The organism is Campylobacter sp. RM12637, from assembly GCF_020137645.1.
Taxonomy (GTDB): domain Bacteria; phylum Campylobacterota; class Campylobacteria; order Campylobacterales; family Campylobacteraceae; genus Campylobacter_E.
This window is the reverse complement of sequence record NZ_JACGAV010000045.1, coordinates 1-1,213: the sequence shown is the minus strand read 5'-3', so window position 1 is coordinate 1,213 and position 1,213 is coordinate 1. Positions and strand designations below refer to the sequence as shown.

General features: G+C 27.9%; 1 protein-coding gene. It reads right to left on the bottom strand.

The window, feature by feature from the left end; translation table 11 throughout:
* On the bottom strand, window positions 1-1,145 hold a 1,145-nt coding region (locus AVBRAN12637_RS09665; protein ID WP_336615827.1), incomplete at its 3' end, for a GTPase family protein.
* Window positions 1,146-1,213: the final 68 nt, after the last annotated feature.

The following is a 1,213-nucleotide window of genomic DNA, read 5'->3' as shown; positions in this document are numbered from 1 at the left end:
CTTTTCCAATTGTTTTTATTTTCGTTTACCTTACCTTTAAATACTGCTCTTTTTTTGATGGGAGTATAATCAATGATGAAGTTAAGTAATTTTCCTAAATTATATGGGTTTTCTTGAATGCCATTTCTGCTCTTACCTGATGAATAATATATAGGCTCAATCCTTACGCTAGTTGTCTCATATATCCTATCACTAATTATTTTTACACTTTCATCAAGATATTTTATAAGCTCTTCTTCTGGATAAGGACTATCACCCTTCACCCAAAAATCTCCTTCTAAAGCTTGATCACATTTATTAAGTGCTATTAATATTCTATCTTTTGCGTTTTCTCCTAAGGCAGGGATTATTACATTAGTAATTAGATGATAGGTAGTGCCTAAATCACGAGTTTTTGCATCTACAATAACTAAAACTAAATCTATTAAAGCATTTCCTTTGCTATCTTTTTCGTGAAGCTTTTTATTAATTTTTGCGATATGCTCACTATCTTTTATCCCATCTCCTAAACCTGGACTATCCCATAAAACAAGGTTTCTTCCTATTTCGTATTTTTTAATCTCCATTGTTTGTGGTTTGCTAGTAGTTCCGATTTCGCTAAATTCTTGCTTGTATTCATCACCCATATTAAAAAGCGAATTAATAGTAGAGCTTTTGCCAACTCCTGTTCCGCCTGTAATTAATATATTTAGCTTTGTGTTTGCTAGTTTTTTGATATTTAGCTTTAGCTTAGTTTTATCTTCTTCATCTAAATCTGATTTGTTTAACAACTCATCTAATTCTGCATACTCTTCTTTAGATTCTTCTTGTTCTTTATAGTATTTCATAACTTCTGTTATGTTAGATATATCAGGTATTAATGCTGTTGAAGTTGGTTTTTGATAGTTTAAAATATCTTTTGATTTAAAGCTGATATGATATGCTTCTTCAATCAAAGCAGCTAATTTCATTCTGTTTTCTAAATCAAAATCTAAATCTTTTAATAAAATATCTAAATATTCCTTAGGGCATGTAGATAGCATTAAATTAGCAAAAATTGTTGGTTTGCTTTTTTCTTTAACAAAATTTAAAATGTTTTCTTTTAATATTTCTTTTTTACTTTCTTCTAGGTCTGTAAATTCTTTTAAAATTCTTTTGATTTCCATTTTTTATCCTTTTTATTTTTAATTTTTAATATTTGTGATTAGATAAAAAATGCTTTCTAAGTTCCTTT